A 23,674-nucleotide genomic window follows, 5' to 3' on the forward strand; every position below is an offset into this window, starting at 1 on the left:
ACAGCACGCTCTATGAACCGAGAGTCCCTGCGGCTGCTTGACACGCACCATAGGGACACCCCCCGCGTTCCGGGACGACGGCATCGCCCGAGATCGTGATGAGGCGGCCGCCATCTGCGACTGCGCGGAGGGTCTCTGCACTGGTGTCTGGATGCACGGCCAGGGCAGCATCCACGCCCTTCGATACCCAGTGTCGAATCTGATCGGGCCAGTGAGTGTCCCGGTAGTCGACGGCTACCTCCGCTCCAAGGGAGCGCAGGTAATCATGATTCCTCGGTGAAGCCGAGGCCGCCACTCGCAGGCCGCGCAGGCGGGCTAGCTGGATCGCAAGTGTCCCAATTGCACCTGCGCCTCCTGCTATGAAGATGGAAGAACCTGGATCAAGGTCACCCAGAGCGGCCAGGGCTCGCAGTGCGGTATTGCCAGCCACCGGCAGTGCGGCAGCCTGAACAAAGTCGAGGTCTACCGGCAGGGGCAGGATCAGAGCGTCTTCGTCGACGACTGCATACTCGGCCCAAGACCCACCCTTGTCTTGCATGGCACTGACGAAAGCAGCGCGGTCCCCGGGCCTATAGCGTGTGGCATCGCCACTGGTCTCCTCCACAACACCTGCGCACTCAATGCCAATCGGGTAGGGGTGCGGTGCCCCAGGGGGTAAAAATACGCGTCGTGCACACCTACTCCGACAGCGTTTATCTTCACCAGAAGCTCGCTCTCCCCCACCTGAGGGGTAGCTAAATCCAGCATCTCGAAGTGGGGATTGCTTGCATCCGTTCCACCAACGGCCCGTTGGCGAATTGCATCCTCCTCGGGCCACGCCTCCGTGAACCGGCGCATTTAGCAAAGGTTCGCCACCGAGAAGCCCTTCATCGACGGGAACTCGGCGCGCAAATCTTTAGCGAGGCGCTCAAGCACCCCGGTGCCCCAGGCTTCCTGCTGTTGCCTCTCCAGGATGGTGCGACCGATACGCCACCACAACTTCAGCAGCTCCGTATTGGCCTTCCGTTGCGATTGAAACCGGGCGGCGTCGACGTGGTGTTTCAGTTCCGCGAGCGTGGTGGCGTAGCCATCGGGTACGAGATTGTGCGTCACGCTCCTACCGTACTGGCAGCAAGGCGAGCGTTTGTGGAGAAGCGACGGGGAGCACGATTCCCGCCCGTTGCGTGGAGACCCTTGGTGCAAACAAATAGGCCCGGCAAGGCGGGGTGCCGCGTGCACCACGTGACGGCATGCCGCCAAGGCGGCTACGCGGCAACAGGGCATGGCGGTGTGCCAGGGAGGCGGCGCTCCGTAGAGGCGGCATGCCGCAAAGCGGTTATGCCGCGACAGCGGCATGGAGGCGGGGCGCTTGAGTGGCTTGCTATGAAGGCGGCGCGCCGCGAACCGGGCAACACGGCATGCCGTGTTGCCGGCGATGCGTCACGCCGGTGCGCCGCTAAGTCGGCATGCCGCGATGACTGCCTAGCGGCAACGCGGTGTGCCAGGCATGCGGCAACCAGGGGTGCCGTCTTGCCGTGCAAGCGGCGCGCCGCTTAGTAGTCAAGCCGTCTATGCGGCACACTGGAAGCATGAAACTAGCAATCGCGAACGTGAAGGGCGGAGTTGGGAAGACGACCACCGCTATGTATCTGGCTGCCGCTCTTGCCCGAAATGGCGAAGCTGTGACGGTGTTCGATGCGGACCCGCAAGGTAGCGCCAGTGAGTGGGCGGATTTGGCGAAAGCGCAAGGTGGCGCGCTGCCATTCGAGGTGCAGCCAGCGAACCTCCGCACGCTGCGAAGCCTCGAGGACCACTCGGCTCACGTGATTGTGGACACACCTCCAGGCGGGGCCGACACAATCCGCGCGGCTGTGGATGCCGCGGATCTTGTGGTCGTGCCCGTCACTCCTAGCGCAATGGATATGAGTCGCACCTGGGCGACCCTCGATGGAATCGCGCACGGCGCGCCTGCGGTTGTCCTCTTGGCGCGGTTCGCTAAGAGTGAAGACCTGTCGTGGGAGGCGTTGACTGCCCTTCGTGCCGCAGAGGACGTGCCGCTATTTGCTACCCGCATCCACCGGCGGACAGCCATAGCCAGGTCTGCGAACTCCCCCATACCTGCCGATCTGTTCAACTATGACCGAGTCCTCGCCGAAATCAAGGAGGTGTTGGCATGACCACCAAAAGGGCCTCGGCGCTCGATGCAACCCTGAAGCGCCGCAAAGAACAGCAGAGCGGAACCAAGCCACGGCCGACGTTCGTGGGGGAGGCTCCAGCGACAGAAGGGGTGACCAAGCTGTCGGTGCGGCTCCCTAGTGACTTGCATCGCAAGCTGAAGATAAAGGCCGTCATAGATGAGCAATCGATTCAAGAGCTTGTCGTCGCTGCAATAGAACGCTTAATCGAGGCCGAAGACTGACTGCGGCACCGCGGCATGACGGCGAGGCGGCAGGGTCGTCGTTAGATAGCCGTTCGCACACACGCCCAGGTGTTCGACGAGCGCCTAGGATCGATCTCGACCAATGCGCGCTTGCGCCGAGCGCGCCCCCTTTCGCCTCGATATGGTGGGGGAGAGGAGGCGTACATGGCAGGTAAGCGCGTACGAGAATGGGGAGCGCTCGAGGCCGGTATTATGAAGGTTTTGAGGGGTCATTCAGAGCCTCTTGGCGTGAAGCAGATCCAGAACGAACTGGGTGATCCGGTGCCGGCCTACACCACGGTCATGACGGTGCTGGACCGGCTGGTGAAGAAGGACGAGGTAGTCCGTTCGTCGGAATCACCCCGCAGGATCCGGTTCCAACCCGCCCGGTCTGCCGGCGAGCATGCCAGCAACGAGATGATGATGGCGCTCAACACTGCCGGCGACAGACGGACAGCGCTGCTCAGGTTTGCAGGCAACCTCACGGCGGATGACGTCGACCTGCTGCACGAAGCGATCATCAAACCTCGCAGGCAGAAAGACACGTAGAGCCATGCTGCTGTTCGTCGGAGGCATCGTTGCGAGCGGGGTCTTCTTTCTCCTTGCACCGATGGCCCTGTCGGCGCGTCCCTGGCAGGTCCGGCGCCCACGCCTGGCTCTGACCCTGTGGTGGGGATCCGTCGTCGGGGGTCATATCTGTGTGGGGACAGCGATCACCGCAATCATCGTGGTCGCCGTCGATGTGCCACACTTATCCACTCCCTTGGATGTCCTGGTCGTCACCGTTGCGCCCTGGCTGGGGCTCGGGGCGCTGGGTGTGGTGATTGGAATGGTGTGGGGGACTGCAGGGCCGGTAGTCGCGCAGCATCAGGATGCGGTGAACGAGATCTCCCCCGCACCGCGGTCCTGCGAGGCGCGCGGGCCGTTCTCACTGGTCCGCTTCTCGTCGACAGACCCGGTCGCATACGCCGTCGCGGGGCCACGCCCGGAGATCATCATTTCTTCCGCGCTCGAGGAAATACTGTCCACCGCCCAGCTGCGGGCGGTCCTCGCTCATGAGTACGCCCACCTGCGCTACCGACACAATTGGCTGGTGCGCTGCGCGCAGGTCAACGCCGCTTGCCTGCCCGCTTGCCTGCCCGCCGGGCCTCGCCTGCGGGATGCGACGGTGCTACTCGTCGAACTCATCGCGGATGACACCGCCGCCAAGCAGGCGGGAGCGGCGAACCTCGCGAACGCGCTTCGTCGCCTTTCTTTGCTGACAGGCGACGTGTCGCTGGACCTGCGGGCCGAACGGATGACGCTGCGCACGTGGCCACTATCGGGCCATCGCCGGTTGCCTGCTCCTGTCCGCGTCTGAACCAGGGATCACCGTCACTGGATGGTGACGGGTATCCGGGCCGTCGGTTGGTCATATCGCGACACTCGAACGCTTACGTCGATCTGCCATTCTCCTCTGGCGGGGAGCATGAGCTCCGCTTCATACTCTCCCGTCTCCAGGGCTGTGACCGGTGTGGCGTCGAAGGGCCCTAGGTCCTGATCCGGCAGCCGTGCGGAGACCTTCACATCGTCGGCGGCCTTCCCTTCCACAGCATCCCCGTCGTGCGTGACGCGGAAGCGCAGCGTGTTCGCTCCCGACTGGCTTGGGCTGATCGACCCGTCGACGAACAGCCCCTGCGACTCGCCTCGGACAGTGATGTCCTCCGGTGTTGCGACGGCGACGTCCCCCTGGTCCGTGTGCTTGTGATCAGGACTGGAGTTGCTGAGGATGCCCGTCACCGCGATGACCGCGATGAGCAGGGCGGCCTCGTACTGGAGGGTGCGGCGCAGGTGATCCCTCTGGATCTCTGGTGAGGGTTCGGCGAGCAACCGGGGGAGGAGCCGCCATCGGTTCCACGCGGCTAGGCACACAACCGCGGCAACGACTCCCAGCTTGACGAGTAGCATCCTTCCGTAGCCGGTGCCCACGAGGCTCGCGACGTCATCAAGGATGAGGACCGCCATGATGACACCGCTAAGGCCGATGAGGATGACGCTGTACAGCGCGGCACGTGAGAACCTGGCAACGGTCCTTACCGCTGTTCCCGGATCCATGAGCGCCAAGCTCCGGACGAGCCCCACGACGCCGCCGGTCCAGAACGAACCGACGAGCAGGTGCGTGACGTCGGCGGCCATCATCAGCCACACCGGCTCGGTGGTCTGTGAGTGCCCGACAAGCGCGGGGGCGGACACTGCGAGCCCAACGAGTACCAGTGCTATGCCGCCCCTCGTCCGGGTCAGCGTGCGGGTAGCCAGCAGAGCCGCGGGGAGCCCCGCGACGAGCACCACGACCGCGGCGGCGACAGGCTGCCACCGCACCCCCGCCAACCAATCCTGCGGGACGAAGAGGGCTGCGAGAGGGAGACCTGTGATGTGCAGCGCCGCAACCGGGACCAGCAGAAGTGAGGCGCCCACCGCGGTTACCCACGAGGAACGCACGAAGAGCCGGAGAAGCCCGTCGACAGGCGCCCGATCTCGTTGCACGACGACGCGGAAGGCCACGAGCCCGGCAAGTAGCAGCAGGCCCAAGTACTGCGCCGCTGTCAGGACTGTCACCGTTGTTTCGATGGACCCCGGAGTCGTTCCGGCGGTTACTGATCCGTCGCCTGGCTGCGGTGCGGAGTCGGAGCGGTGCCCGACGTGGAAGCTCATCGCGCCTCCCAAAGGATGGCCATCGGCGGACACGATCCGGTAACCGAGCGCGTAGGTCCCGTCCGCGAGGTCCTCCGGCAGCGCGATGATGACGGAGTGCCCCTCTGTTCGTGCCTGCAGAGCGACAGGGGCGCCGATATCGGGGAACAGCTGGATTGCACCGTCGATGACTTCTACCGGTTCGTTGAACTCCAGATCGACCGTCGCCGGCGCCTGCTCGACGAGGGTCCCGTCCTCCGGCGTGATGCTCAGGAGCTGGGCATGCGCCGAAGCGGGAGCCGGGGCCGCTCCCACCGCAAGGACCAGCCCCGCGAGGAGCGACAGGAGCACGCGCAGCAGTCCACGGTCGCGCAGGACCGGCCGCACGTGCGCCACCCCAGCAACGACGTTTCTCATGCCGTCCGGCGGCCCCGCAGCAGTGCGATGAGTCCGACGACCAGACCGAGGCCTCCCATGATCAGTGACGTGATGATCAAGGGGGGTTCCCCGCCCGCAGTGTCCCCGGCGACCTGCGTAGACCCGCCCCCGACGTCGTCATCCCCAGAGGCGGTGACGACCACCTCCGGGGCTGGCATGTCGAGCTCGGAGGTGTCTTGCCCGTCCGCGGGCTTCTGAACCCATGCCGCCTCGTCCCCCTCGCACGTCTGGACAGTGGGGAAGTAGAGGGTTTGTCCGGCGGCCTCCTCCGGCAGTCGTAGGGACAGCTCGAGGGTGTCCCGTTGGTCGTCCGGGAGGGGGTCTACGGCCGTGTAGACGACCTCGGCGATCCGTTCGGATACCTCCTCGCCGTGGCTGTCGACGGCCGGGGCATCCAGGGTCTCCTCAACCGTGTTGACGGAATAGAACGCGTTCCGGGTCGGGGTGACAGCGTCGATACCCTCGGGGATTTGGATCGACACCTCCGTGGTCGACGACCCGTCGCAGCCGTGGGGGATGCCAAACTCCAGGACCGTGTACGAGCCGGCCTCCGTGTTGCTCGGGGTGACCCCGACGTGCGCGTTCGCCGCGGTCGTCCCGCCGAACGTCAGTGCGAGTGCGCCGAGTGCGGCGCCACCTCCCAGTACAAGGGGGTGCTTCTTCGAGCGTGTGTGCATCTGCTTCTCCTTTTCTTGGTCGGACTGCTGAGTGTTGACCAGACGTCAAGTGTGGTCAGTGTGTGAGCATTGGCCCGCACATCGCCGCCATCCCCAGGCACATGACGGCATGGGCGACGACGTCCCCGTGGGCCCCCCGCCTCGAGCGAGCGGGAAACAGCGAGCCCTCGACTGCATCAATGACGAGCATCGCGCCTGTGATGATCAGTCCGCTGGTGACAGCGACCCCTGTGAGCGACGCAGTCACAGACAGTGCCACGTGATCGTGCCCGCCCGTGGTAGTGGGAGCGTCCGCGCCCATTGCCGCGATCATCCACACCATCGCGAGCATCATTACCACGTGCACGCTCTGATGACCTGGCCCGTGATCTCCCAGGCGGTGACGGGGAAGACTGCCGGTGAGTTGGAGTGCGAGCATCGCGGCGAACCAGGCAGCGGCGGCCGCGAAAAAGAGGAGTTCGGGCACGTGCGGGATCGCCCACCACCACGGCCATGCCATCGCGACCATGTCTGCGGCCATGACGGCGTGCGCGGCGTGACTGACCACCTGCAATGGCCGGGTGCGTTCATGGGCCAGGCGAATCAGCGAGAAGAGAGTCAGGACGGTGAAGACGACGGTGAACATCCACTGCGCCGCCGGACCGTCAACCATCCGTCGACCACCTCTCGCCAGGACTACATTAAGTAGTAGGTAACCTAGCCCTCTCGCCTTCTCGTGGCAACTACATAATGTAGAGTTACAGGGGTCGGCGGGTAGCGTCATCGGTGTCGATCACCTCGATGCGAGGTCGGATTTGGAGTAGTCGGGAGGCGCTCCGGGGCGGCGCGGAGTCAGGGGGAGTGGGATGACGGTCTCGTCCGGTCATGCAGCCAGTCCGCGCTCAGGGCTGGGGCGGGCGGAAGTCACCGCAGTGTCGCTTGCCGGCATCGTCACGGCGGTGGCCGTGGTGGTCGTGACAGCGATCTTCGCAGGGCCAGAAGCGTATACATCGATTATCCGCGAGTACCCGGGGACCGCGGTGTCGATTACCGCCGCAGTGTTGCGAGCGCTCGTCGAGATCGCGGGAGTCGTCACAGTGGGATCCCTCGTCCTGGTGGTCATCCGGTCACGGTCGGGTAATGACCCGCACGATCTCCCGGAGGTCAGGCGGTTCGCTGAGGCAGCGGAGTACGGGGCCATCGGATGGTGCCTGACGGCAGGCGCTCTCATCGTCGTCGATGGGCTCGACACCAACGGCCTGGGGTTCGGCCATCTGCTTCATGACGGGATCGGGGACATCCTCTTCTGGGGTACGCAGTGGCCCGCCGCGTGGATGCTCACTGCGCTCATCGCCGGGGTCCTCATGTTCGTGCTCCACTTCGCGACGACGTGGTCCGCGTTCGCGGCGTCCCTGTGGTTCTCCCAGCTGGCGCTTCTGGCGCCCGTCGTCATTGGCCAGGTGCTGGTCGGCCCCATGCACGACTTCAGCGTGGACGCGGGAATCATCTCCACGGTGCTCGCGGCGGTCCTGTTCGGCACACTCCTCGTTGCAGCGGGGCAATCGCGAGTCAGCGGTGACGCGACGACGCTACGTGCCCTGGGGGAACGCCGTCTCCTGTGGCTGGTCCCCGCTGCAGTCATGGCCTGCGAAATCGTCACCACCGCGGTGAAGACGCAGGGAAGCGGACTGCTGGACAGCGTCACCGGATGGCAGATCCTTACCCGGTGGACGGCGTTCATCCTCGCGGCTCTCGCCATCAGGGCATCGGCAAGGGGACGCACGAGCACCGCATTCGTCCTCTTGGCGGCCGCGGCGACCGTGTGGACGGGAATGACCGCGGCGATGACACGCGTACCGCCGCCCAGCTACTTCGTCGACACAACGATCACAGAGATCTTCTTCGGCTACGACGTGGACGCTGCACCGAGGCTCGGTGTCCTTCTGGGCCACTGGCGGATCAACCTTCTCTTCACTGTCATCGCGTGTGTCGCGATCACCGTCTACACGGTCGGCTACACCACGGTGCGACGACGGGGAGACGACTGGCCTGTGTCTCGTCTGCTCTGCTGGACCGCAGGGTGGATGCTCTCGGTCCTCCTGCTGTCGACAGGGCTGGGACGCTACGCACCCGCAGACTTCGGGCTGCACATGATCGTGCACATGGCGCTCAACATGGTCGTGCCGACCTTCCTCGTCCTGGGCGGGCCGATGACCCTTCTGCTCAGAGCGTTGCCCGGTAACTCCCCGGCCCACAGGAAGGTCAGGCAGTTCCTCACGTGGCCCACCGCGAAGCTCGTCTATCAGCCGCTGCTGGTGTTCACCGCGTACGTCCTGTCCTACTACGGCGTGTACCTCACACCCTTGTACGAGACGCTGGTCCGCACGCACTGGGGACACCAGCTCATGTACCTGCACTTCGTGATCATCGGGTACTTGTTCTTCTCTCTGGCGATCGGTGTCGATCGGACACCGCGCGAGCTGCCGCACATCGGGCGCCTGGGGCTGGTCATCGCGGCGATGCCCTTCCACGCTTTCTTCGGAGTGATCCTCATGATGACCGAGATCCCCGTGGCCGACTACTTCTACCGGTCCCTTGGACTGGACTGGCTGGACGTGGGGGAACGACAGGAGTTCGGAGGAGGGATCGCGTGGGCAGGAGGGGAGCTGCCGCTCCTGGCGGTCTTCCTCATCCTCGCCGTCCAGTGGACGCGCCAGGACAGGTCCCATGAGCGGCGGTTCGACCGACACGAGGAGCGGGGCCTGTCCCACGAGGCGGACGCCTACAACGAAATGCTGCAGCGACTGGCCGACAGGGAAGCCTCGATGACTGGCCGCAGCAGCGGGGGAGTGGCGGAGACAGGAGACAATCAGTGACACACGCGACAGATCAGGCGGTCGGTACCGACGCGGTGGACATCGACGTGTCGGGGATGACATGTGCGGCGTGCGCGCGTCGCGTGGAAAAGACTCTCAACCACCTCGATGGTGTGGACGCGTGGGTGAACTACGCGACCGAACGGGCGCGGGTGGTGGGGATCGACGATCCCGCCCGTGCCGTCGCCGCGATCGAAGCAGCCGGCTACGGCGCCCGGGTCCATGACCCGGGGGAAGGGGACGCCTGGTCGCGGCGGGCCACGGAAGTGAGGATCTCCTCTCTGCGCCGCAGGCTGATCGTCTCAACCCTGTTGACGATCCCGCTGATGGACGTGACGATCGCGCTCGCTCTGGTACCCGGTTGGAGGTTCCCGGGCTGGGACTGGTTGTGCGTCCTGCTCGCTGTGCCCGTCGTCGGGTGGGCAGCGTGGCCCTTCTACGTGTCCGCGTGGAGGAGTGTCGTCCAGCGCACGCCCAGTATGGACACCCTCGTCTCGATCGGGATCCTCGCGGCGTTCTTCTGGGCGCTAGCCACGGTGGTCTTCGGCAGCCCGGAGAGTGCTCCCGATGAGTGGTTGGGGATTGGGGCGGTGCCGGACGGCGGTGATGCCCTCTACCTCGATGTGGCTGCGGGGGTCACGACGTTCCAGCTGGCCGGCCGCTACTTCGAGACCCGTTCCCGGCGGCGAGCCGGTGACGTGCTGACCGCACTCAAGGGACTCACCCCCTCAATGGCACGGATCATGCGCGATGGTCAGCCGGTGTCCGTACCGGTGGAGAAGGTGCTGGTGAGCGATGACGTGCTGGTCCGTCCGGGGGAGACCATCCCCGTCGACGGGGTAGTGGTGGACGGCAGTGCCAGCGTGGACACAGCCGCGATGACCGGCGAATCCGTACCCACCCTCGTAGCCACCGATGACGCGGTAGACGGGGGAACGGTGAGCACGGACGGCGCACTGCGCGTCCGGGTGACAGCCGTGGGCGCAAACACCCACCTGGCCCAGATCGCTGCAATCGCAGACCGCGCACAGGCAAACAAATCACGCATCGAATCGCTAGTAGACCGCGTCACCTCCGTCTTCGTCCCCATCGTCATCGCGGTGGCGCTTCTGATGTTCGTCGTCTGGTTCGTCGCCCTCGATGCGACGGCGACCCGTGCGCTGGGCGTAAGTATCGCGGTGCTCATCATCGCCTGCCCCTGCGCGCTAGGTCTTGCCACTCCCACAGCACTCATGGTGGGGATCGGTCGCGGAGTGAGCAGCGGCATCCTCGTGAAGGGCCACGGCGCACTCGAGGCGAGCGGCATCATCGATACGGTTGTCTTCGACAAGACTGGCACCCTCACGACGGGACGCATCAGCGTCGATGAAGTCCACCAGCAGGGGGACCGGTCGGCGCTTGCCGTCGCGGCGGCGCTCGAGCAGTCCTCGGAACACCCGATCGCCCGGGCCGTCGAACGTGCCGCAGAGGGCCGATCGGACGAATCCGAAGTCGCACACGACGTCCGTATCCGTCCCGGCCTCGGGGTGACCGGGTACATCGACGGGCGGCCCGCCGCGGTAGGCAGCGAGGACCTCATGCGACAGGTGGGCGTGGACATCGACGCGTCACTGCACGAATGGTGCACCGCCCGGACTGCGGCGGGGCGCACCGTGATCATAGTGGCACTGGACGGGGATACGCTGGGGGCCCTCACGCTGCGAGACCCTGTAAAGCCCGACGCTGCGGCGACAGTTGCCGATCTTGAGGGGATGAGGCTGCGGACGCTCTTGCTCACCGGTGACACAGAAGCAACTGCCCACTCCGTCGCCCAGGAGCTGGGGATGGCTGAAGTTCGCGCAGGTGTGCGGCCAGCTGAGAAAGCGGATGCAATCGCAGAACTGCGGGCTGAAGGACGAAACGTGGCAATGGTGGGCGACGGGATCAACGACGCGGCAGCGCTGGCAGAAGCGGACCTAGGAATCGCGGTGGCGTCGGGGACGGAAGTCGCGATGCGTTCAGCGGACCTCATCGTGGTCCGCGATGATCTGGCGGCTGTCACCGAGGCCATCGAGCTATCCCGTGCGACCCTGCGAACGATTCGGGTGAACCTGGTGTGGGCGTTCGGCTACAACGTTGCCGCGATCCCCATCGCGATGGCAGGACTACTCAATCCGCTCATCTCTGCCGTAGCGATGTCGCTGTCCTCAATGTTCGTGATCTTCAACAGCCTGCGCTTGCAGAAGTGAACCACATGGCCCGCTCGTCCGAACCACAGAGCGAGACGCAACGCGCGCCGCAACATATTGATGTTTCCGCTTTTCAAGGACGTAGTCGGGGAGCTGCGCGGGAGAGGGGATCGCAGGCAGGAATATAACGCATCCGATGTAATACGTAGGGCTGCAGTTTACATAACATGCGTTATCGGCGTCGGAGAGTCGGGCAGGGAAGGATTCGCTGGTGCTGCGGTGCTCGAAGGCTGCTGAGTGCTTCGAGGGTTTCGCGGCGGTCCTCGACATTGGTGCCGGTCACTAGGAGTGCAACAGTTTGTTAGTTTGTTGCGCCGTATCGGAGAGCGGCCAGTGTGACGGCTCTCAGTTCGCGGGAGTGCTTAATCAACCCCCGCTTGTTGAGCATCAGTCGGGCTCGGAAAAGTCTAGGGTGCCTGGCTACATGTCTGCGACTGAGTGTGCGCAGTTGAAGTTGGCCTTGGGTAAACGGTCCCGCCTCTCCCCTTCCCTGGGAACGATCACCTCGCGGACGGGGCCTGAGCATTTGCGACGAGACCCAGGCCCAGAACGTGATCAGGGGCGGGAACGCGAACGTTAACCAGTGAGCGTGTGCGGTTATCGCAGGGGTACGCGTTGCTCGTGAACGCTCGAGAAGTATTCTCAAGAAATTGACAGGGTTTGAGGTCATGACAATAATCAGATTATGCAACGACGCGTTACTCCTGGTGAATCGGTATGAACACCGTAGCAAATCCTTCCCGCAACGACGGGCAGTCTCAGGGGAACGTTCTCGTTCGTTTTCTTTCGGGACTTGAACGTGTGGGCAATAAACTGCCGCACCCATTCTGGCTGTTCATCCTCATCGCCATAGCCGTCCTTGTTCTGAGCTGGATCCTGGCCAGCTTCAAATTCTCGGCCACCTCTCCTGCGGACGGTGAGGAAATCGCGGTCAAGAGCCTGCTAACCAAGGACGGGGCCGCGCGGATCATCACCGAAGCTGTTCCCAACTTCGTGAACTTCCCACCCCTGGGCATCATCCTCGTAGTCATGATCGGCGTGGCCGTGGCCGAGAACAGCGGACTGATCTTCGCGGCCATTCGCGTGATCGTGACGCGAGTGTCTGCGAAATGGTTGACCTTTACCCTCGCGCTGGTCGGGGTCACCGGGTCAGTGGCCTCTGATGCCATCTATGTCGTGCTCATCCCCTTGGGCGCCGTGATCTTCAAGGGAGCAGGCCGAAGTCCCATCCTGGGCGCGATCGTAGCTTTCGGGTCAGCTTCGGCTGGCTACAATGCCTCCCTGGTCGTGACCGCGTCTGACCCGTTGCTGGCAGGGCTGACTACCTCGGGAGCAAACCTGCTCGATGAGAACTACGTGGTCAGCCCGATCTCAAACTACTTCTTTACCGCGGCATCGGCTGTCGTCTTAGCAGGCTTGGTCACGCTCATCACCGAAACCCTCCTGGTGCGCACCGCAGCCACGGCCGATGCCGAACCCGACGAAGATTCCGCAGGCGACGAACAAATCTCGGCTGCTGCCGAACATAAAGGGCTGCGCAACGCACTGATCGCTTTCCTGATCCTGGCGGTCCTCATCACCCTGGCATTGGCTGTACCGTCCTCGCCGTTGCGGGGCGAAGACCAAGGGGTGCTCAACTCGCCGCTGATCGTAGGTGTTGCGGTTGTCATCGGTGTGATCTTCCTGATCGTGGGTACCGTGTACGGGGCCACAGTCGGAACCATCACTGCCCCTGGAGACATTCCCCCTCTCATGGCCAAGGGGGTGAAGGAATTGGGTCCGATCATCGTTTTGTTCTTCGCCGCATCCCAGTTCATCGCCTACTTCAAATGGTCAGAACTCGGCCCCGTCGTCGCCATCAAGGGTGCGGAATTGATCGAGAAGGCGAGCCTGCCCCCGCTGATCCTCTACGCCGCGGTGGTGGTGTTGGTATGTGTGATGAACATCTTCATCACCAGCGGCTCCGCCCAATGGGCGCTTATGGCCCCCGTCTTGGTTCCCATGTTGATGCTGTTGGGAACCGCACCAGAAGTCACGCAGGTGCTGTTCCGAATGGGCGATTCCCCGACGAACGTGATCAGTCCGATGAGCCCGTACTTCGCCCTAGCCTTGGGCTATCTGCAGAAGTACAAGTCCTCGGCGGGTATCGGCACCCTCATGTCGATGACGCTGCCGATCTCGATCACCCTCCTGGTCGGGTGGTTCCTGTTCTTCATGCTCTGGTACGCCCTGGGCATCCCACTGGGTCCTGGAGTCCCCGTCCGCTGACCACCGCTACTGGAGCCTGAGAATAATGCTTGCGCAGCAAGGTGGGAGGAATGGCTCTGTCCGCTGAGCATGATGGTTGTCTTGAGCCCCATCAGCAGTGGAGTGCAACAACAGTTCTCAGTGCAGTATCGGCGTAGATGTGTCGCCTGGTCAGGAGCGCTTCCGGTGGTTGCTGCTGGTGGCTAGGTGTCGTAGATGCTGCTGCGGTGATCGACGTCGAGGGCGATCACGACGAGTTCGGTACGGCGAACATCAAGAATCACGCGGTAGTCCCCAACTCGGATTCTCCACAGGCCCACGAGCGGGCCTGTGAGCGGCTTGCAGCGCACCGTGGGATCTTCGAGGTCGGCGAGACGGTATAGCTTTGTCATCACTCGTCTCGCAATCTGTCGGTCGAGACGATTGAGAGCGCGGTCAAAGTCGCTGGATGTGTGTACAGCCCACATGCCCTGTAGTCACTCGTCGCCAAAGCTGCGAGCGTCATCTCGCAGTTCGTTCGGATCAAACCCGAGTTCGCTCGCCAGGTCGTCGAGCAGGCGGGATCCGCTGGTGCCGGACCGGATCGCTTCAGCATGTGCGGCTACTCCGTAGGCCCACTCCAGATCGTCTATGCGTTCGCTGATGGCCTGGCGCACGTAATACGCTGCCGGTCGGCCGGTGGTCTCACTCAGCGCTCCAAGGCGCGCCTTCATTTCATTTGGGAGTCGGATGCTGAGCACTTCAGATGTAGACATGTAAACATTGTCCTCCGTTGTCTACCGTCGGGCAAGTCCTGTGACCTTTCCTGGCTTTTGAGTACCGCACCTCGCTTAGTGGACTTGAGCGCCTGAGCGGGTGGTGGTCCCGCTGGTGCGCCGTAACACGGAAACGAGAACGTGCGTTATTCCGCTGTCAGCGAGGGTTTCCCATGATTGATACCCAACGCGGGACTGCGGAGACGTCGAAGTATGCCGACTATGAGGAGTCTGTTGCGGGCGCTGCGGAGCTAGCGTGTAAGGGTGACTAATTCGGAGGTTGCGCAGCGACTGGCCGTGCTGATCACTCGGTGTGGGTGGTTCGAGCGCACCAGGTGCAGCTTCCCGTGTGGTCGGGACTGCCTGGACTCGCGGGCATGGGGTAGAGGGTAGAGACTTCGAGAGTTGTGCTGAGGTGACAAGCCGGCGGCTGGCCAGCAGTGCTGCTTCTTGTGCGACAGGGGTGAGACGGCGACGTTGACGGCGTACCGTCACGGCGATGCGCTCACAGCCGGAACCGGACTGAGGGTGGATCGGCAGATATACAACGCTGCCGTTGGCCTTGCCGCCCTGGACCTGCAAGCGGCGGAAACTGAGGTGACGATCCGCTGGGATCGCGATTCTCAGTGAACGTACGCGCAGCCACTGTGGTCCAACCCTGCTGCGTTCTCGTGCTTCGCGACGGCCAGTGCAGGCAGTAGTGACCACATGAAGAGCTGCACCCGGTGCGCATGAAGGAGACCGCACCTCACGACGGCACGGGGACCCAGCCGCATCTTCCTGAGACGATGGGGGCCACTCGCAGAAGGGGAACACGATGGACTCACCGATCGAACGGACGATGGCGAACTATGTTGCGCACCCAACGGAGGCCGGCCAGCCGGCCTCCGCGCGTGGACATGGACGTTCGGCCGCGACCGACGACTAACACTCTGCCGATGGATGCGGCCTTCTCCCAGATCGCGCGCATCGAGCGCGAAACCGGGAGCGGTAGCCATATCTGCTCCCGCTGTCCTGTCGTCGGCCTTGACTCCCACCGTCTGACACCGATTAATCGGTGGTGGCCATCCAGTCGTCTGCGGTGCCGCGACGCAGGGCTGTAAAAGCTTGTTTAGCTTGCCTTCGGCTGGCGTCGACTTTCAGCGTGGTCGTTATGCGTCACGTGAGCGTTGTGCGTTTCCTGTGCCGGATCGGATGAGATTGCGGGCGGCGTTTCTGTCGCGTGCTGCTTAGCTGCCGTGGTGGTGCGACGCCTACGGCGCTGCGGAGTCTTCTTGGCCGGGAGTGTGAGCTTCAACCCGCGCAGGTCGCGCTCAGTCCACCCTGCTTTCAGCGCCGCATCGTACTTCTCCCGGTTGATGCCTTCGAGCAGGTCTGCCGTCTCTTTCAGTTCTGCTTCCAGCTCGTCACGCCGACGCTTCGCTTCGGCCTCGGCTGCGGCACGTTCATTGTGCGCGTGGGCGAGTTCCCGCACGGCTTCGACGCGTTGGTTCAGGAGTTCTTCACTGCGCTGTGCGACGTGTCCCACGTCGACCGTCTTCGTGTCTGCACTCATGGGCTGATCGTATCCGAACCGCAACTACAACAGCACAGCCGCTGCGGTCGTTGCCGGGCTCCGCGCGGACTGAAGGGACGCACGCTGGTACGTGACGCCGAAGCGGTGTCCCAGTGGAGTCAGTGGAGTCAGTGGAGCGAGCTATAGCATCTGGATGCCAGATGCGCTCACGCGCTTGCCTGGGGCTACGCGATGGCTCACCATAGAACCAGGGTTCATGGTGTCGTTGCACTAGGCGGAGAAGCGGGGGAGGTGCCGTCAGTGGCCGAAGCGAAGCGCCAGGCGCATGTTGGGCCTCGACGCGACGAGCGCGTCCATGTCCGTCTGTCGCCGGAGGACAAGGTGCGGCTGTCTGCCGCTGCCGTCCAGGCTGGGATGTCGCTTCCTGCCTACCTCGTTCACTCGGGTTTGAGGTCAGGCGGGTTCGACACACCCACTGATCGTGACGCGGCGTTGTTCGAGGTCGTGAAGCTCGAACGGCAGGTCGCCCGCGTGGGCAACAACGTCAATCAGATCGCACACCGGCTCAACGCACTGGAAGAAGTCGATCCCGACATGAAAGAAGCAGCGGCGGACGTGCGTCGCGCGATGCGCGCGGTGCAGTCGCTGGGGATGCGGATTGCCGAGATGGGCGAGCGGTGATTCCCAACATCGTGCGTGGAGGACGCATGACTGGGCTGATGGTGTACCTCGCCGGTCCGGGTCGCTCGAACGAGCACGAGAACCCTCATGTCGTCGCTGGCGACGACGTCGCACTTGCCACCGTTGCGGAAGGCAAAGAGCTGGACCGCGACGATGCGGTCGCCCTCGCACAGACCCTCGATCATCCACGCAGAATGTATGGCCGCGAAGTCACCACTCCCATTCGTCGTTACGATCCGGACCAGGGCAAGCGGGTGAAGATCGGAGAGAAGGACGCGCACGTGTGGCACTGCTCCCTGTCACTGAGCGCAGACGCCGACGAGGCACTCACCGATGCTGCATGGAAGATGCTCGCGGAGCAGTTTGTTGAGCGCATGGGTTTCATCGACCCGGACGGCGCGAAGTCTTCTCGCTGGGTGGCGGTTCGGCATGGACTGTCGAAGAACGGTAACGACCACATTCACGTCGCGGTGCAGATGGTCACTGAAGACGGATCGCGCGCCCGTGAGCACAACGATCGATCGCGTGCACAGAAGGTCTGCCGACAGCTCGAGCGAGAGTTCGGGCTCGCGATCACTGAAGGTGCCGCGATGAAGCAGACGCTTCCGCATGAGAAGAGCTGGGAACGTGAGCGTAAACAGCGTGAGCGCGCTCCCTTCCTCGAGCGCAAGGAGCTGCGCCGCCGGGTGCGTGCGGCGGCAGCCGGGGCCACGAGTGAGGCCGAGTTCGTGCAGCGTGTCTACTCTTCCGGGGTGATTCTCCGTCCCCGCTTTGCGGGGGGAAGCACCGACCGTGTCACCGGCTACTCGGTAGCACTGCCACCCCCGAAGGGGACCGAGCGCGAACCGATTTTCTACTCACCAGCGAAGCACCTGGATAAGAACCTCAGCCTGCCGAAGGTCCGGTCCTCTCTCGGTCTGTCGAAGGAGGGTGACCCGAGCGCAGTCGGCGCATGGCAGGAGCACCACAGTGCGACGCGAGAGAGTGTTCCCGCTCAGACTCTGGCACCACCGGCTGAGGCGCTGCGCAATCGTCTGGCGGCCGGCACTGTCTCGGTGGCGGACCTGTCGAGGATCTACGCATCGGCCTCCATCCACTTCGAGAAGACGGACCATGGGCCGCTAGCAGAAGCCAGTGAGCAGATCGCGGCTGTGGCGACGAACCCGATGCAGGCCGGCCACTCAGCCAAGCTCATGGATCGGGCGCTGAGCCGCGACTCCATCGAGGGATGGACCGCGCTCATGCGACAAGCGATGAAACTGTCCCAGGCCATGAGCCGTGACCGGTTCGGAGGCGGCCGCGTGCAGCTGTCAGCGACACACGACCGTGTGCTGGCTGAAGCAACCCAGCGCCACGACACCACGACCGCGACAGCCACACTCGAACGTCCCACACCAGCGAGCGAACGCGGACAGGGAGGCGGGACTTCCATGAGCGCCCGCGAAAGGCTGTTCGGAGTCCGTGGCACTGCCCCCAGGGCACCGTCCCGACCGACAACCCGCAACGACCAGCAGGCACGGGACTCATCGCGCACGCGCGATGATGGCGTCGAACGATAAGGAGGCGGAACGATGAGCGTGAACCCCGCAGAAGAAGAGTCCGAATCGGTCAACGAGATCGGCCGTATCGCACGCGGTCTGGGTATGGCCGGGATGCAGATGCGGGAGGCACAGGAGCGCAAGCGCGACCGTGCCGACCGACAGACTCAAGCGGGAGAAGCCGAGCAGCAGCGCCAGGCCCAGGACCGGCACCGGGACGGAGCCGAGTCAGCGAAGGCCCTGCACAAGGACGCCTACTCGTCACATTTCTGGAAGTCGACCTCGAACACGCATCTTGCCCGGTCCATCACCGACGCCCAAGACCTCGCCGCTCAGGGACATGGAGCAGCGAACAGTGCTTACATGGCATTCGCAGACCGCGCGCGTGACCTACACGGCCTCAACATCGAAAACGTTGCGCCAGCAGGCGCAGACAGCACTGAACGGTTCAACGCACTCCAAGCAGCGCTCGATGACCACAACGCCGCAGGACGACTCCGGGAAGAGTCCCGCACCAGCGACCATGCCGCAGAGTCGATCCGTGAAGAACAGCAGGCGCAGGCCGAGGATGAAGCCACGCACGCTCCGGCACTGCGTGAGGCAGCCGTGAAAGAAGCCGCAGAGGCCGGCATAGACCCCGACGAGTACCTCGATCAGCTCTCGACCGACGACCGTGACGCACTGGTCAACGACCCGGAGAACACCGAGGCGCGGGATGCCCGGATCGAGGGCGCCAGCTCAGAGGCCAGCAGTGAGGCTGCCGGTGCGGATGCAGACCGCACTCACGCCGAATCGCACCCCGAAGAGAAGCACTACGACACGGCGGCACAGACAGCCCGCGAGGACTCGGACCAGGCGCGGCAGTCAGAGGTCCGCAACACAGCGGCGGCGGACTCCCTGCCCGAGTCTCAGCACGGCCGAGACATTAGACGGCACCTGGACAGCGCCGCCCAGCGCGACCCCCAGGCGGCCGCCGCGAGGCGAGACGCGATGAAGAACATTCCCGGCGACGGGAAGGATTACATGAAGCGTTCCGTGGACTCGAAGACACACGTGCGTAAGGCCAGCCAAAACCAGTCCTCACATGGGCCCGAGCACGTTCAACAGCGCTGACTCGGAAATTTAGACGGGCTTCTGAACTCCATGCCCAATGAGGCCTAGCGCGTCTTGCTTTCACCGCGGTGCAGGTTCTCTTCCAACTCTTCTCGAGCCCGGTTCCGACCCACTTGGGCAGCCAACTCCAATAGTCGAACCGAATCGGCTAAGCGGACGCCTTCTCACCGGCTACAGCGATACCAACCACCGGGTGCCACCAAACGGTCACCCGGTCCCCGATCGAAACCCCGCTCCTGACGCTGGCAGGTTCGCGGACCAAGCAGACCAGACCATTCGAGAGTTCCACGGACACGCGCCTGTACGCGCCCTGGAACATCACACTAATCACGCCGCCGGTGATCGAGTTATGCGGGGCCGCGGGAGGGTCACCAATACTCATGTGTTCAGGCCGAACGACAAGATCCATCGCACCCGACTGCTGGTTGGAAGACATTCCCGCGTCGACTTTGAACTGAGCCCACCCCGTATCAAGTACGTCGCCCTTCAAACTTCCCGAAAAAACGTTAGAATCGCCGAGAAACGTCGCCACGAAACTATTAGCCGGCGACTCATACACTTCTGTCGGCGTTCCCACCTGCTCTATTTGACCGTCTCTAAAGACGGCGATTCGATCGGACATGCCCAGAGCCTCTTCCTGATCGTGGGTCACGTAAACGAACGTTAACCCTAGCTCACGATGGATCCGCGAAATCTCGACCTGAAGGGACTCTCGCAGTCGTCTATCAAGTGCTCCAAGAGGCTCGTCCAGCAAAAGCACGCGGGGTGAATATACGATAGCGCGCGCCAACGCCACGCGCTGCTGCTGGCCACCCGATAGCTGCGAGGGAAGACGCTCCCCGAATTGACCCAGATCGACCATATCGAGCGCCTCGTTCACCTGCTGGGCAATCCCCTTGGGGGACACCTTGCGTTGCTTAAGAGGAAATTCGATATTCTCTCGAACCGTCATGTGAGGGAACAGTGCATAATTCTGGAAGACCATCCCGAGGCCGCGCTCGTGAGGCTTCTGGCGAGAAATGTCCTTGCCATCAAGGTGGATCTCGCCGGTCGTCACCGTTTCAAATCCCGCGATCATGTTCAGCGTAGTTGTCTTGCCTGTTCCACTGCCTCCAAGGAAGGTCATGAACTCGCCTTCCTTGATACTTAAATCGATTCCCTTGATCGTTTCTTCGGTGGATCCGCGATAGACCTTTGTCACAGATTCGAGATCAATCTGGGCGCCCGTCTCGGATAGGCGTGCTCCGCTATGCATGGGACACCTCACTCTTCTTTGTCTTGCGCTTAGTGCGCGTATTGGCCAGTAGCAGAAGGGGTGCTGATACTGCTAGAACAATTGTAGAGGCGGCGGAGATCGTGGGGTCGACCTCCTCGGCCACTGACGCATACATGCGTACAGGCAACGTCTGAAGCATCGGCGACTGTATGAACAGCGACACCACCACCTCGTCAAAGGAAATCACGAACGCGAAAAGTGCGCCCGCCACAATACCCGGACGGATTATTGGCAGCGTTACCTGCATAAACGTCTTGAATCGGGACGCGCCAAGAATGGCTGCTGCTCGTTCAAGATTGTAGTCAAATGAAGACAGGGCCGTGGTGACGTTGGTGACCACGAACGGTATTCCTAAGATTGCGTGGATAACGATGAATCCCAACAAAGTGCCCACCAAATGCCACTGCAGAAATATCAGGTATGTTGCGACTGCCACCACGATTGAAGGCATAATCAGCGGTCCGAGGAACAGCTGGTGTGCGGCCGGTTTGCCCCGGAATGTCGCTATCGAGAGTCCGTACGCAGCCATCGTGCCGAGGACGGTAGCAATAGTCATTGCGACTAATGCAATCAGAAGCGAGTTAAATAGAGAATTGAGCCATCGTGGATCACTGAAGAAGTTTTTGTAGTAATCCAAGCTCCACGACTGCGGCGGGAACGCGAAGCTACTCTCGCCGGTGAAACTGATAGGGATGACAATGAGGGTGGGAACGACAAGCCAGGCTGCGACTAACGCACTGAACGCAATCAGGAAGGATCTGCCGAACGATGGTTTCTCCATGATTCACCTCCCTCCTATGCTGCTTTGGCTGTCGGACATCTTTGTCTTGGTCGCTATCCGTACTCCGCCGAGAAGAATCAGAGTCACGGCGATGAGTGCAACAGCGAGGGCTCCTGCGTACCCGAAGGCGACGAGCTCGTTAATCTGCACAGCGATGTACTGCCCGAACATGGAGTTCTGTGGTGTTCCGATAAGTGCTGGTGTCACGTAGAAGCCGAGGGACAGCACGAGAACTAGCGTGGCGCCTGACGCGATACCGGGGAACGAAAGAGGCAGATATATTTTGCGAAATACGGTGAAGGGCTTTGCTCCGAGCGATCGGGAAGCGTCTAGTAGCCGCAAGTCGATCGCTTTCATATTGGTGTACATCGGCATAACAACGAAAGGTAGCATTACCTGCGCCATAGCGATGACAACGCCAGGGGTTGTCCCGAGGAGTGTGACAGGACCAAAGCCGAATAGTTCGAATAGACCGCTTACGGGCCCATCATTCTGTAGCAGAACGATCCAAGCGAACGTGCGTGCCATGAGGGAAGTCCAGAGTGGGATGAGCACGACTGCGGTGAGAACCATGCGCCAGCGGTCTGTCGCAATACTCATCAGATGGGCGTAGGGGTAAGCGATGACAACCGATGTGACGGTTACGATAGCCGCCATGATTACAGTTCGAACGATGACTGTGCTCACGACAGGATCAGTCGCGATTCGGACGTAGTTGCCAAATCCTGATTCAGGGTCCGTGAATGATCGCCACAGCAGCTCAAGGGCTGGGTAAACGAAGAGGAGAAGTACGAATGCCAGTGGCGGCGCGAGTATCAACAGCCGCATACGCCGTGCGCGGCGGTCGCGTTTGACTGAAGAGCTGTCTTCCGTCGCGCGACGGTTCGCCTTCTTATCGTCCCCTGTCGCGGTCGAAGTGGACACAGGTGTCACCCCCAAGTTGTTGCTGGAGAACCCGCAGTGTGAAGCCAGCTCGATCTCGAAGTGTCTGGCGGCGTTGCTGCGGAGGATGTGGTCGAACACGACATTGGAGCGACGCGCTCGCTGGACGGGTGAGCGCCCGCATCCCTAAGGCTGTCATCTACTCATGCCGGTGTGTTCAACGTGAACAAACGCTTGTTGACAAACTCGTCCATCCCCAGTGGCCCGAGTTCGCGTCCGTAACCAGATCGCTTCACACCGCCGAACGGAAGATCAGCGCCCGCAGTGTGGTAAGCATTTACGTGAGCCATTCCAACGTTGAGCTGCTGTGCTACTCGTTCCGCCTGTTCAGCGTCTGTAGAGAACACGGATCCGCCTAGTCCATAATCCGAGTCATTTGCGAGCTCAAGTGCTGCCGTCTCGCTGGAAACTTTGTAGACCATGGCGGCAGGCCCGAATAGTTCTTCCCTATACGCGCGGGCTGATGGCGTGATCCCGGTGATGACCGCAGGCTTCACGTAGTACCCAGGGCAGTCTTCGCGGGTGCCTCCTGTGACTACAGTCGCACCGTTGGCGACTGCATCTTGGATCTGACCGAGCAACCGGTCTGCCGCTGCTTCTGACGATAGCGGAGCAAATCCGTTCGGGGGGCTGTCCATCGGATCCGCGGGGGAGAGCGCTCGAGCTTTGGCGCTGAGTGCATCGACAAACTCGTCATAGATGTCCTCCATGACGATTATTCGCTTGTTCGAAACACAAGACTGCCCTGAGTTTGCCATTCGGGCTGACCAGGCAGTCTCCGCAGCTGCATCGATGTCCTCAGTCGACAGCACAACGTAGGGGTCGGATCCGCCCAGCTCAAGGACAACCTTCTTCAGGTGGCGGCCGGCTTGCTCTGCGACCTGCGACCCTGCTCGCTCTGACCCAGTCAGAGATATCCCCTGTACGCGAGGATCAGCAATGACTGTGGAAATCTGCTCGTGCGTGGCGAAAAGGTTCTGGTACACGCCGGAGGGGACCCCGGCTTCGTCCATAAGATCCTGTATTGCCAAGGCAGAACCTGGACAGATCTCCGCGTGCTTTAGGAGAACGGTATTGCCCAGCATCAGATTGGGCGCAGCAAAGCGCGCCACCTGGTAGTACGGATAGTTCCACGGCATGATCCCGAGAAGTAAACCGATCGGTCGACGCTGAAGCACTGCTTTAGTGCCATCCACATCTTTCAGCTCTTGATCCTGGGTCAGCCGTTCTCCTTCGGTAGCGAAGTACCGTACGATCTGTGCTGAGTATTTGACTTCGCCCACCGCTTCAGCGTGAGGTTTACCCATCTCCCGGGTCGCGATAGCAGCAAGCTGAGACGCACGCTCATCGAGCAGCGAGGCAAGCCGCTCAAGGATGCTTCCGCGCTCGGCCATCGAACGCGAAGACCATTCCACATACGACTCGTCCCCCGCCTTGATGGCAGATGACACTTCTTCATCATTCGTGAACCGAAAGGTTTTCTCAACCGCGCCGGTGGACGGGTTCTCAATTCGGTACGCTGAGTCTGCAGACAAGCCCTGTTCCTTCCGTGGAGTATT

General features: G+C 62.5%; 22 protein-coding genes. 10 read left to right on the forward strand and 12 right to left on the reverse strand.

What is annotated here, in order from left to right:
* Window positions 1-10 precede the first annotated feature (10 nt).
* Entirely contained in the window at window positions 11-817 is an 807-nt protein-coding gene (locus tag JFC09_RS17105) for an NADP-dependent oxidoreductase (protein ID WP_408610979.1), read from the reverse strand.
* A 20-nt stretch (window positions 818-837) separates the two neighbouring features.
* The gene (locus JFC09_RS16980; RefSeq protein ID WP_332839800.1) at window positions 838-1,092 is read right to left on the reverse strand and encodes a DUF1016 N-terminal domain-containing protein; all 255 of its coding nucleotides are present in this window, start codon (window positions 1,090-1,092) and stop codon (window positions 838-840) included.
* A 476-nt stretch (window positions 1,093-1,568) separates the two neighbouring features.
* On the opposite strand from JFC09_RS16980, the gene JFC09_RS15690 reads away from it, so the two are divergent.
* The 4 genes from JFC09_RS15690 to JFC09_RS15705 all read left to right on the forward strand — a co-directional run bounded on the left by JFC09_RS15690 (window position 1,569) and on the right by JFC09_RS15705 (window position 3,758).
* Entirely contained in the window at window positions 1,569-2,156 is a 588-nt protein-coding gene (locus JFC09_RS15690) for a ParA family protein (protein WP_198394993.1), read from the forward strand.
* Entirely contained in the window at window positions 2,153-2,398 is a 246-nt protein-coding gene (locus tag JFC09_RS15695; RefSeq protein ID WP_198394994.1) for a hypothetical protein, read from the forward strand. The genes JFC09_RS15690 and JFC09_RS15695 overlap by 4 nt, the downstream gene beginning before the upstream one ends.
* A 165-nt stretch (window positions 2,399-2,563) precedes the next feature.
* Window positions 2,564-2,947, forward strand: a complete 384-nt coding sequence (locus tag JFC09_RS15700; RefSeq protein ID WP_198394995.1) for a BlaI/MecI/CopY family transcriptional regulator — start codon at window positions 2,564-2,566, stop codon at window positions 2,945-2,947.
* Window positions 2,948-2,951: 4 nt separating this feature from the next.
* Complete coding sequence (locus tag JFC09_RS15705) at window positions 2,952-3,758, forward strand: M56 family metallopeptidase (RefSeq protein WP_198394996.1); 807 nt, start codon at window positions 2,952-2,954, stop codon at window positions 3,756-3,758.
* A 14-nt stretch (window positions 3,759-3,772) separates the two neighbouring features.
* Here JFC09_RS15705 and JFC09_RS15710 read toward each other — a convergent pair whose 3' ends face one another.
* The 3 genes from JFC09_RS15710 to JFC09_RS15720 are packed head-to-tail and all read right to left on the reverse strand — an operon-like array spanning window position 3,773 to window position 6,835.
* Window positions 3,773-5,485: a copper resistance CopC/CopD family protein gene (locus tag JFC09_RS15710; protein WP_198394997.1), complete on the reverse strand. Its 1,713-nt coding sequence runs from the start codon at window positions 5,483-5,485 to the stop codon at window positions 3,773-3,775.
* On the reverse strand, window positions 5,482-6,183 hold the full coding sequence (locus tag JFC09_RS15715) for a YcnI family copper-binding membrane protein (protein WP_198394998.1): 702 nt from the start codon (window positions 6,181-6,183) through the stop codon (window positions 5,482-5,484). The genes JFC09_RS15710 and JFC09_RS15715 overlap by 4 nt, the downstream gene beginning before the upstream one ends.
* 55 nt (window positions 6,184-6,238) lie before the next feature.
* A complete protein-coding gene (locus JFC09_RS15720) occupies window positions 6,239-6,835 on the reverse strand; it encodes a DUF5134 domain-containing protein (RefSeq protein WP_198394999.1) in 597 nt (198 codons plus the stop codon).
* Between the two features lie 193 nt (window positions 6,836-7,028).
* Between JFC09_RS15720 and JFC09_RS15725 the strand changes: the two genes are divergently transcribed.
* From JFC09_RS15725 to JFC09_RS15735, 3 genes are all read left to right on the forward strand, one after another.
* Window positions 7,029-9,038, forward strand: coding sequence for a cytochrome c oxidase assembly protein (locus JFC09_RS15725; RefSeq protein ID WP_198395000.1), 2,010 nt, complete (start codon window positions 7,029-7,031; stop codon window positions 9,036-9,038).
* Window positions 9,035-11,266, forward strand: a complete 2,232-nt coding sequence (locus tag JFC09_RS15730) for a heavy metal translocating P-type ATPase (protein ID WP_332839801.1) — start codon at window positions 9,035-9,037, stop codon at window positions 11,264-11,266. The genes JFC09_RS15725 and JFC09_RS15730 overlap by 4 nt, the downstream gene beginning before the upstream one ends.
* 717 nt (window positions 11,267-11,983) lie before the next feature.
* Window positions 11,984-13,534 carry an AbgT family transporter gene (locus JFC09_RS15735; RefSeq protein WP_198395001.1) on the forward strand — a complete coding sequence of 517 codons (1,551 nt, stop codon included), beginning with the start codon at window positions 11,984-11,986 and terminating at the stop codon, window positions 13,532-13,534.
* Window positions 13,535-13,716: 182 nt separating this feature from the next.
* On the opposite strand, the gene JFC09_RS15740 is transcribed toward JFC09_RS15735, so the two are convergent.
* The 3 genes from JFC09_RS15740 to JFC09_RS15750 all read right to left on the reverse strand — a co-directional run bounded on the left by JFC09_RS15740 (window position 13,717) and on the right by JFC09_RS15750 (window position 15,823).
* Window positions 13,717-13,980 (reverse strand): type II toxin-antitoxin system RelE family toxin, encoded by a 264-nt coding sequence (locus tag JFC09_RS15740; protein WP_198395002.1) that lies wholly within the window; start codon window positions 13,978-13,980, stop codon window positions 13,717-13,719.
* Window positions 13,981-13,989: 9 nt separating this feature from the next.
* A complete protein-coding gene (relB, locus tag JFC09_RS15745) occupies window positions 13,990-14,268 on the reverse strand; it encodes a type II toxin-antitoxin system RelB family antitoxin (protein WP_198395003.1) in 279 nt (92 codons plus the stop codon).
* Between the two features lie 1,111 nt (window positions 14,269-15,379).
* Window positions 15,380-15,823, reverse strand: coding sequence for a hypothetical protein (locus JFC09_RS15750; RefSeq protein WP_198395004.1), 444 nt, complete (start codon window positions 15,821-15,823; stop codon window positions 15,380-15,382).
* A 261-nt stretch (window positions 15,824-16,084) separates the two neighbouring features.
* Between JFC09_RS15750 and JFC09_RS15755 the strand changes: the two genes are divergently transcribed.
* The 3 genes from JFC09_RS15755 (at window position 16,085) to JFC09_RS15765 (ending at window position 19,116) form a co-directional block, all read left to right on the forward strand.
* Window positions 16,085-16,465 carry a plasmid mobilization protein gene (locus tag JFC09_RS15755; protein ID WP_198395005.1) on the forward strand — a complete coding sequence of 127 codons (381 nt, stop codon included), beginning with the start codon at window positions 16,085-16,087 and terminating at the stop codon, window positions 16,463-16,465.
* Between the two features lie 194 nt (window positions 16,466-16,659).
* Window positions 16,660-18,024 (forward strand): relaxase/mobilization nuclease domain-containing protein, encoded by a 1,365-nt coding sequence (locus JFC09_RS15760; protein WP_269770559.1) that lies wholly within the window; start codon window positions 16,660-16,662, stop codon window positions 18,022-18,024.
* Window positions 18,025-18,036: 12 nt separating this feature from the next.
* Window positions 18,037-19,116 carry a coiled-coil domain-containing protein gene (locus JFC09_RS15765; protein ID WP_198395007.1) on the forward strand — a complete coding sequence of 360 codons (1,080 nt, stop codon included), beginning with the start codon at window positions 18,037-18,039 and terminating at the stop codon, window positions 19,114-19,116.
* A 148-nt stretch (window positions 19,117-19,264) separates the two neighbouring features.
* Here JFC09_RS15765 and JFC09_RS15770 read toward each other — a convergent pair whose 3' ends face one another.
* From JFC09_RS15770 to JFC09_RS15785, 4 genes are all read right to left on the reverse strand, one after another.
* Window positions 19,265-20,371, reverse strand: a complete 1,107-nt coding sequence (locus tag JFC09_RS15770; RefSeq protein WP_198395008.1) for an ABC transporter ATP-binding protein — start codon at window positions 20,369-20,371, stop codon at window positions 19,265-19,267.
* A complete protein-coding gene (locus JFC09_RS15775) occupies window positions 20,364-21,173 on the reverse strand; it encodes an ABC transporter permease (protein ID WP_198395009.1) in 810 nt (269 codons plus the stop codon). The genes JFC09_RS15770 and JFC09_RS15775 overlap by 8 nt, the downstream gene beginning before the upstream one ends.
* Before the next feature lie 3 nt (window positions 21,174-21,176).
* Window positions 21,177-22,196 carry an ABC transporter permease gene (locus JFC09_RS16985; RefSeq protein ID WP_198395010.1) on the reverse strand — a complete coding sequence of 340 codons (1,020 nt, stop codon included), beginning with the start codon at window positions 22,194-22,196 and terminating at the stop codon, window positions 21,177-21,179.
* Window positions 22,197-22,258: 62 nt separating this feature from the next.
* Window positions 22,259-23,650: an NAD-dependent succinate-semialdehyde dehydrogenase gene (locus JFC09_RS15785; protein WP_198395011.1), complete on the reverse strand. Its 1,392-nt coding sequence runs from the start codon at window positions 23,648-23,650 to the stop codon at window positions 22,259-22,261.
* Window positions 23,651-23,674: the final 24 nt, after the last annotated feature.

Origin of the sequence: Brevibacterium yomogidense (genome assembly GCF_016107685.1) — a bacterium.
Classification (GTDB): domain Bacteria; phylum Actinomycetota; class Actinomycetes; order Actinomycetales; family Brevibacteriaceae; genus Brevibacterium; species Brevibacterium yomogidense.

What these genes read in the sequence shown, in the direction of transcription:
- JFC09_RS15715 (WP_198394998.1), bottom strand. Translation starts at nt 6,183, where the DNA reads ATGCACACACGCTCGAAGAAGCACCCCCTTGTACTGGGAGGTGGCGCC.
- JFC09_RS15735 (WP_198395001.1), top strand. Translation starts at nt 11,984, where the DNA reads ATGAACACCGTAGCAAATCCTTCCCGCAACGACGGGCAGTCTCAGGGG.
- JFC09_RS15775 (WP_198395009.1), bottom strand. Translation starts at nt 21,173, where the DNA reads ATGGAGAAACCATCGTTCGGCAGATCCTTCCTGATTGCGTTCAGTGCG.
- JFC09_RS15740 (WP_198395002.1), bottom strand. Translation starts at nt 13,980, where the DNA reads ATGTGGGCTGTACACACATCCAGCGACTTTGACCGCGCTCTCAATCGT.
- JFC09_RS15765 (WP_198395007.1), top strand. Translation starts at nt 18,037, where the DNA reads ATGAGCGTGAACCCCGCAGAAGAAGAGTCCGAATCGGTCAACGAGATC.
- JFC09_RS15705 (WP_198394996.1), top strand. Translation starts at nt 2,952, where the DNA reads ATGCTGCTGTTCGTCGGAGGCATCGTTGCGAGCGGGGTCTTCTTTCTC.
- relB (WP_198395003.1), bottom strand. Translation starts at nt 14,268, where the DNA reads ATGTCTACATCTGAAGTGCTCAGCATCCGACTCCCAAATGAAATGAAG.
- JFC09_RS15750 (WP_198395004.1), bottom strand. Translation starts at nt 15,823, where the DNA reads ATGAGTGCAGACACGAAGACGGTCGACGTGGGACACGTCGCACAGCGC.
- JFC09_RS15770 (WP_198395008.1), bottom strand. Translation starts at nt 20,371, where the DNA reads ATGCATAGCGGAGCACGCCTATCCGAGACGGGCGCCCAGATTGATCTC.
- JFC09_RS15695 (WP_198394994.1), top strand. Translation starts at nt 2,153, where the DNA reads ATGACCACCAAAAGGGCCTCGGCGCTCGATGCAACCCTGAAGCGCCGC.
- JFC09_RS15760 (WP_269770559.1), top strand. Translation starts at nt 16,660, where the DNA reads ATGTATGGCCGCGAAGTCACCACTCCCATTCGTCGTTACGATCCGGAC.
- JFC09_RS15710 (WP_198394997.1), bottom strand. Translation starts at nt 5,485, where the DNA reads ATGAGAAACGTCGTTGCTGGGGTGGCGCACGTGCGGCCGGTCCTGCGC.
- JFC09_RS15690 (WP_198394993.1), top strand. Translation starts at nt 1,569, where the DNA reads ATGAAACTAGCAATCGCGAACGTGAAGGGCGGAGTTGGGAAGACGACC.
- JFC09_RS15700 (WP_198394995.1), top strand. Translation starts at nt 2,564, where the DNA reads ATGGCAGGTAAGCGCGTACGAGAATGGGGAGCGCTCGAGGCCGGTATT.
- JFC09_RS15720 (WP_198394999.1), bottom strand. Translation starts at nt 6,835, where the DNA reads ATGGTTGACGGTCCGGCGGCGCAGTGGATGTTCACCGTCGTCTTCACC.
- JFC09_RS15725 (WP_198395000.1), top strand. Translation starts at nt 7,029, where the DNA reads ATGACGGTCTCGTCCGGTCATGCAGCCAGTCCGCGCTCAGGGCTGGGG.